The sequence below is a fragment of the Sphingobium sp. WCS2017Hpa-17 genome (assembly GCF_031843765.1).
In the GTDB taxonomy this organism is placed as follows: domain Bacteria; phylum Pseudomonadota; class Alphaproteobacteria; order Sphingomonadales; family Sphingomonadaceae; genus Sphingobium.
This window is the reverse complement of the sequence record NZ_JAVTIV010000036.1, coordinates 21,884-28,532: the sequence shown is the minus strand read 5'-3', so window position 1 is coordinate 28,532 and position 6,649 is coordinate 21,884. Positions and strand designations below refer to the sequence as shown.

4 protein-coding genes are annotated in these 6,649 nt (G+C 62.7%); 3 read left to right on the top strand and 1 reads right to left on the bottom strand.

Annotation, left to right across the window (positions count from 1 at the left end; genetic code table 11):
* Positions 1 to 409 precede the first annotated feature (409 nt).
* Positions 410 to 4,057 carry a hypothetical protein gene (locus RQH62_RS23785; protein WP_311271130.1) on the bottom strand — a complete coding sequence of 1,216 codons (3,648 nt, stop codon included), beginning with the start codon at positions 4,055 to 4,057 and terminating at the stop codon, positions 410 to 412.
* A gap of 660 nt (positions 4,058 to 4,717) precedes the next feature.
* Here RQH62_RS23785 and RQH62_RS23780 point away from each other — a divergent pair.
* The 3 genes from RQH62_RS23780 (at position 4,718) to RQH62_RS23770 (ending at position 6,542) form a co-directional block, all read left to right on the top strand.
* On the top strand, positions 4,718 to 5,221 hold the full coding sequence (locus tag RQH62_RS23780; RefSeq protein ID WP_311271129.1) for a sigma-70 family RNA polymerase sigma factor: 504 nt from the start codon (positions 4,718 to 4,720) through the stop codon (positions 5,219 to 5,221).
* A complete protein-coding gene (locus RQH62_RS23775; RefSeq protein ID WP_311271128.1) occupies positions 5,211 to 5,852 on the top strand; it encodes a DUF1109 domain-containing protein in 642 nt (213 codons plus the stop codon). Before RQH62_RS23780 ends, RQH62_RS23775 begins: the two co-directional genes overlap by 11 nt.
* 108 nt (positions 5,853 to 5,960) lie before the next feature.
* Positions 5,961 to 6,542: a DUF308 domain-containing protein gene (locus RQH62_RS23770; protein ID WP_311271127.1), complete on the top strand. Its 582-nt coding sequence runs from the start codon at positions 5,961 to 5,963 to the stop codon at positions 6,540 to 6,542.
* Positions 6,543 to 6,649: the final 107 nt, after the last annotated feature.

Below are 6,649 nucleotides of genomic sequence, written 5' to 3'. Positions count from 1 at the left end.
ATCTTGTCCGAGAGCCGGATGCGGGAGATCTGCACGTCCGGTTCGATGAGCAGGGAGTGGAAACGGACCGTCTGGCAAGCCCCACAGGCGCGCCGCACGACACCGCGCCACTTCCTGACTCTACCGGGATCGGCGGCGTCTGGGACAAACCCGACGTTCCGGAGCGAAAGATGGAATGACACCTCTTGCCAGGAGCCGACATCCGCAGTTGACTAGCCGGCACCCCGGCATTGCAGAAAGCGGGTCGGTTTCGGACCGTCAGCTACTGGTCTGAATGATCCGGAAACCCGGCACGGCCGAGACCGGCGCAGCCGAGCTCGGTCGGAGCGCAGCGAAGCGAAGCGCACATAGGGCCGCGGTGCCCGCGCAGCGGGCAGCTGCCCTTCCCCCACTCTAGCTACTTGCGGGCCTAGACAGCGCCCCGGTTTCGACGACGTAGCGCAAAGTCCAGATCTGTCTTGGTATCGGCTAGCAGGGTCCGGTCCTCACCTGGCCACAGGTCGAGAATGTCCAAGTCCGACAGACCGCCGGCATGGAGCACCACTTCTTTGGCGACTGACAATCCGCGTTCGCCCACCTGATCCTGAAGCCATTCGCGCACCTCGGCGGCAAGCTGTGGCCAGCGCATGTCAGCCTTGATGGCCTCGTCGATCCTGTAGTCGAGAAAGGCCGACGACTGGTACTTCGTGTTCTCGTCGAGCACGCGACGAAACCAAGCCGGAGACTCGATGCGCCCCTCAGCACGGAACGGATCAATCAGGGTGCGCCGCAACGCGTACCATCCCTTATCGTCACAGGCTCCGGCAAGGTCTTCAAGGGCGCTTTCGTCCAGCAGATGGAGATAGGGTTCGAGCGCCCGGATCTGCGCCTCGCGTGTGATGCCCGCCTCACCTTGCGTCTTGAGGCCATAGTGCATCGTAAAATGCTGGAAATAGCCGGCCGGGTTATCGCTGGAATTGATCACTTGCGCGGCGCGGCCGCACATCTCCGGCGTCGCGACATGCAGCGCTGCCTGGACAAAATGTTTCATCCGGCCAAGTTTGTCCCAATAGCGCAGCAATAACGACTCGGCTTCGCTCGGTTGCAACTTGAGGATCGGTCGGGTTAGCACCGAGCCGATTTCATATTGCGCATTTTCATCGGGTAGCGGTCGGGCAGCCTCACGCGCCAACGCCCGATCAAGCGCGTCGAATAATGCCCCGCACCAGACATGGCGCGCGTAATACCACCAGCGCATGCCATGTTTGCCTTCGAGCATTTCGATGAGCTGCGGGATGACTTGGCTATCGGAACGTTCGAGGCGGCGGCGCAGAACCGGATCGGCAAGAACCGCATCCTTCGCAAAGGGCCGGAGCACTGCCAGATCTTGCGCCCCATGCGGTGCTGCCCAAAGGTCGAAGGCAGCACGCCGGAGGGCATCGTCCTGCGAAAGGTCCGACCACAAAGCGAATAGCGCGGCCCTTCCGACATCCCCCATCGCGCTGCCTGATCGGCCGAACCTTGGGTCCCAATGGTCTCGGGCGTGATTGTTGACGCTGTACCAGCTCGGGTCCTTGCGGAAGCGCGCGGCGCTCTGGCGCGCTTCGAACAGGAGCGCGGTTGGATGGTCGATGCCGTGGAGCATATATTCGATCTGCCAGGCGAGGTCGGCTTGCTCGGCCCGCTTCACGAAATAGTCGAGTGCGCCAAGCGGTGGCGCCCGTTCGAAACCCATACGAACCGTATGCGCGGCAAGGTCGGAGCGCGGCGTTGAGCCGTGTTCCCCGCGCTCATCCGAGAGAGCGGCCCAGGCAGCGCAGATCGGATCCAAGAGCGCCGCTGCCGTATCCGGTGTCGCACAGCGCGCCATCGCCCATAGATAGATACACAGATTTTCATCGCGGTTTGTGTCACGCGCCCAAAGCCGCAAAAGAGAGGACCCTAGTGTTGGATCACCAATCACGCCCGCGAATTCGATCAGCGCCCAGCGCCGCTTCTCCGTCTGATTGTCATCCTGGTCGATCAGCTCGGCGAGTTTGACGACGATACGGTCCCCGAAGTGGCGTCGCGCAGCAGCGATGGCTGGCATCGCCCAATAGGCGACTGAGGTAAGTTCGAAGCGCGTGGAGAGCGCCACGCCGCCTTCGACATCGCCATTTCGAAGCGCCGCGAGGTGCAACATTGCAGATGGTTCGGGGAAAGCTTCGATCAACTTGGCCATGAAGGTCCCGTCGACTTCTTCCAATGCAGCCATGGCCTGCCAGCGCAACGTCGCCATGGATGGTCCCCGGTTGGCGGGATCGCGCAGCCAGCGTTTCGTCACCTCGACGACCGAATAGGCCCAATCCGCGCCGGCAGGCGCGAGGCGAAGTGCATGGAAAAGCGCGAAGGGCCCATGGATTTCAACCCCGCGTAGCGTAGCGGGCGACGCTTCGGACCGGACGATTAGCCCGCCGATTATTTCTGCCAGCGCCGGATCTGCAATCGTTTCGGCAGGCAAAATGCCGGCTGCGGCAAGCGAGAAGGCAGCAGACACGAGCACCCAATCGCGAACGCGGTCATGGCGAAAACGAAGCGCCTGATTATCAGCGTCGCCATCCAGGCGCAAGATTTCGCCGTGCAGAGCGATCGCCTTGAGCGCACGCAGGTCCTCAGAGCCCAGGCCCCAACCCGCCACATTCCGCCAATTGGGGTCTAGGATGCGATTGGCCAGCATCGCCTTGCCCAGGCTCAGCAGCGCATCGTGCAGTTCAGTCGCGAGAAACTGACCTTGCTGCTGTACTCGCCTCAGCGCGTCTGCGCAAAAGCTTTGGATGACCTGCTCGGCCTGAGGAGCTTGCCAGTCCTGATTGAGCGCAATCAACAAGGGATCCGAACCCAGTGTCTCGGCGATGGCGCGCGCCCTGCCCTCATCCAGATGGACGTGCGACGCGGCGGCAGTCACGCGGACCAGAGCGGTGGCCTCGGCGACGGTCATCGGCGCGGGCTGCCTGCTCATGGCGATGACCCGGTCGTTAAGCTGGCTGCGCACGCCGCCCAGCAGATGCGGCCAAACCGGACAGACTAGCTTCCAAGTCGGTTGGTGCTTCGAGTCGGAGCTAGGCGACCAACCTATGATCTTTTCGATCAACCGCGTGGGCTGTGCCGATCGATTGATGTCCTCAATAAGGAGCAACAACGCATCTTCTTCGCTGAACAATGCCAACGGGCTCTGGCCTGGCGCAAGATTAGGCAGCAAGCGAAGCAAGGTTGCGGTTACGGCTTGTTCTACGCTGCTCGCCTGCTCGACAATCTCATGCGGCACGACGAGCGCTATGCCCCCGGCGCTGACATGGGAGAGTAGCAGCTTATGGCAGGCGATGGTCTTGCCTGATCCTGAAGGCGCGACCAGAAACGTCGCAGCACCGAGCCCCTTGGCAACAAGGTCGTTGTCGAGCGCGCGAGACACCCGCAACGCCGGATCGTCGCCGGCATCAAAATTGTCCAGGTTTAGCCTGGCAAGCTCCGCAAGCAGCGGTCGCGATAGTAATTCAGCATCGATGCTGAGCAGCTTTCGCCGGATCAGATTGCCGGCCCCGGTCATGTCGAGTTTTGCCGCGATCCTCGAGCGAGCCCAGATATCGACAGTGACGTCCTGATCCCGCCCCATAGCCGTTGCGTCACGGACCAGTTCCTCATCGGGCTCCTGGTTGGTGGTTAGGACGAGAGTCGCCTTGAGGCCAGGCGCCCGCTTGCGTTCCTGCGCGATGATAGCGAGAGCCTTGGTTACATCGCCCGGGTCCTCAGAGGGCCGGCCGCCACGCTGGCGCGGTTTAACCGTCGACAGGTCGAGCAACCACTTGCGCCGCAGCGCCTTTGCAGTGGTGATGGTGTGATGCACAACAACAAGATGCGCGCCATTTTCCCCGAAAAAGCGTAGCCCATCGACGGGAGAGCGGCGTGTCTTACCGTCGACATTGATACCGGTATGGGTAAGGCCCTCATAGTCGGGTACGAGCCGCAAGACAGCAGTAGCGAGTCGTTCGAACTGACCTTCGTCGGTGATCGCTGCCAGTGCCTGGATCGTGCCTGTCTCCATTATCCGTGCATAGCGCAGCGAGAACGGTTCTGGCTATGGACCTGAGTCGAGCAGCAGTTGCGACGGTACCTGCCGGTCCTTCTACGACTCCTCTTTCTTCGCAGGCTGGGGAGTCTATCGCCGCGACAACCGTGCCGATGAACATTGCATCGACGCCGCCAAGTCACCGCAGACGAGCATAAAGAGCAACAGCTTCAAACCCGGACTGACAGACTGGCCCAGAAAAATCGTTGCAATCTAACGGTCGCCACACGCGCAGCCGGCTCATGAGGTTACGCGAGTGGCAGCTTTTAGGTTTTGCAATGACACCCTCGAATGACAGAAAATAGTGCGCAAAGCCGACCCGCTGATTTGCCCGGCCCGAATGGCGGGTTTCAGCGGAGGAGCCGCCGCTCCCATCAACGACGCTGAATGTCTTGAGCTGGTCGGCAGCGGTCGCGATAGCTGTCGGTCAGCACGTGGCGATCGAAAATTGCCGACTGGATGGCCGGCTTCGGTCAGTCCAGGGCGTGCCCAAATAAATTGTCAGCGTGGAGTGACCGGCGCAGCTTCGCACGCGAATAAGGGATCATGCGCTCGTACTTCCTCTCGAGATTAATCTCAAAGCCGGTCAGTCGCGAGCGTCCGTCGCGGACGGCACCGGATAGCTGGAGCAGTCTCATGGTCGCGGCCCAAGATGGGCATGGCGGCGCCTATCGGCGGCTACTCGCCGAGATGTCGGAGTGGCTCGCGCGCTACTTTTACCGGCGGCTGCCGCCAGGTGAGGTGGACGACGCTGTCCAGGAGACCCTGCTCGCCATCCATCGGCGTCGCCACACATATGATCCGCAATATCCGCTAGGTCCGTGGCTGGCGGCAATTGCGAAGAACAAATGGGTCGACCAACTTCGCAGCCTGGCCCGTCGACCGATGGACGAACTTCCCGACGTGATCGCGGTCGGGGACCACGAGGCGGCCGTTATCAGCAGCTCCGTGCTGGCGAGCCTGCTCGACGAGCTCCGCCCCGCGCAATCCCAGGCGATCCTGCTGGTCAAGGTGCAAGGCTACAGCATCGAGGAGGCGTCGGCCCGGATCGGCCTCTCCCCGTCGGCCGTGAAGATGAACATTCACCGTGGGCTCGCGCGCCTGACGGCTATCATTGAGAAGACACCCGATGTCGAATGAATCCCTGATCGCAGATCTGTCCTCTGATCTTGCGCCCGTCCAGCGCCGCAGCATGCTGCGTGAAGGTGGGCTCGTCTTCGCGCTTGGCGCGGTGGAGCTCGCGCTGTTCCTCGCCCTGGGGGTGATGCGGCCGGACATGCATCATATGGGTGGGTCTCCGTTCCTGATGTGGCGGATGGGCAGCCTCGGCCTTCTCGCCATCGCCGCCTGCGCCTTGGCGATCAAGTCCTACTCGCCCACCGCGCAACCGCGCCGGGGAGTGATGCTGGCCGGCGCGCTTGCTGCCCTCGCCATCGTCAGCGGCGCGTTCGTTGCGCCCGAAGGCGTGGCCGACCGCGCGCTGCTCGATCGCATCGATCCGGCAAGCGGCATCCTGTGCGCCACCTCGATCTTCCTGCTCTCGCTACCTGTTATGGCATTGCTCGGAGCCCTGATGCGGAGAGCAGCGCCGACCCAGCCAAGGTTCAGTGCGCTCGCTTCCGGCATCGCCGCCGGTGCCTGCGGAGCCTTTGTGTTCGCCTTCTGCTGTCCCTTCAACGATCCGCTCTACGTCATAGTCTGGTATTCCATCGGGTGCGCCGCCGTCGCGGCTGCGGCGCGATGGCGCCTGCCGCGACGCTTCCGCCTCTGACCTGACGCGGCCGCCGCTGGGCCGCGCATTGACCGAACCACCGATCACCAACCCACCCGGATTTCGGGATGGGAAACGTGCGCCTGTTTTACAGAAAGGAACCCCACCATGAATTCGATCACTGGAACGAGAGCCCCCGATCGTGACTGGCTCAAGACCTACTATTATCTGCGCTTTATGGTCTCCGCGATCTGGGTCGCGCTGGCCTTTAAGGTGGCGACGACCGCGCCGCCGCTGGCTGCGGTGATGCTCGTGGCCTATCCCGCCTGGGACGCTCTCGCGAACTATATGGATGCCAGCCGGTCCGGCGGTATGGGGAACAATAAGAGCCAGATGCTGAACTTCGTCGTCAGCGTCGCGACCGCCGTTGCCGTGGCAGCCACCCTGCCGCACGGCATGCACGCCGTGCTCCAGATCTTCGGTGTCTGGGCCGTCCTGTCTGGCTTGTTCCAGCTCCTTACCGGCCTGCGCCGCTGGAAGTCATACGGCGCGCAGTGGGCGATGATCCTGAGCGGTGCCCAGTCAGGGCTAGCCGGGGCGCACATGCTCAGCAAGGCCGGAGGCGTGGCGCCGGTCAGCATCGCTGACATAGCGCCTTACGCAGCCTTCGGCGCCTTTTACTTTCTCATCTCGGCGGTCTCGCTGACTATCAGCGAAGCGCGCCGGCGCTCGAAGGTCGCTGGGGCCTGATCGCCGTCGAGGTCGATTCGTTGTTACAGCCGTCGCGGCTGCGCATCCCTGACGCAGCCGCGATACCGATTGTAGATGGCGCGCCGCACGCCCTGGCCGGGCAGCAG

Coding starts and splice junctions, on each gene's coding strand:
- RQH62_RS23785 (WP_311271130.1), bottom strand. CDS start 4,057: ATGGAGACAGGCACGATCCAGGCACTGGCAGCGATCACCGACGAAGGT.
- RQH62_RS23780 (WP_311271129.1), top strand. CDS start 4,718: ATGGTCGCGGCCCAAGATGGGCATGGCGGCGCCTATCGGCGGCTACTC.
- RQH62_RS23775 (WP_311271128.1), top strand. CDS start 5,211: ATGTCGAATGAATCCCTGATCGCAGATCTGTCCTCTGATCTTGCGCCC.
- RQH62_RS23770 (WP_311271127.1), top strand. CDS start 5,961: ATGAATTCGATCACTGGAACGAGAGCCCCCGATCGTGACTGGCTCAAG.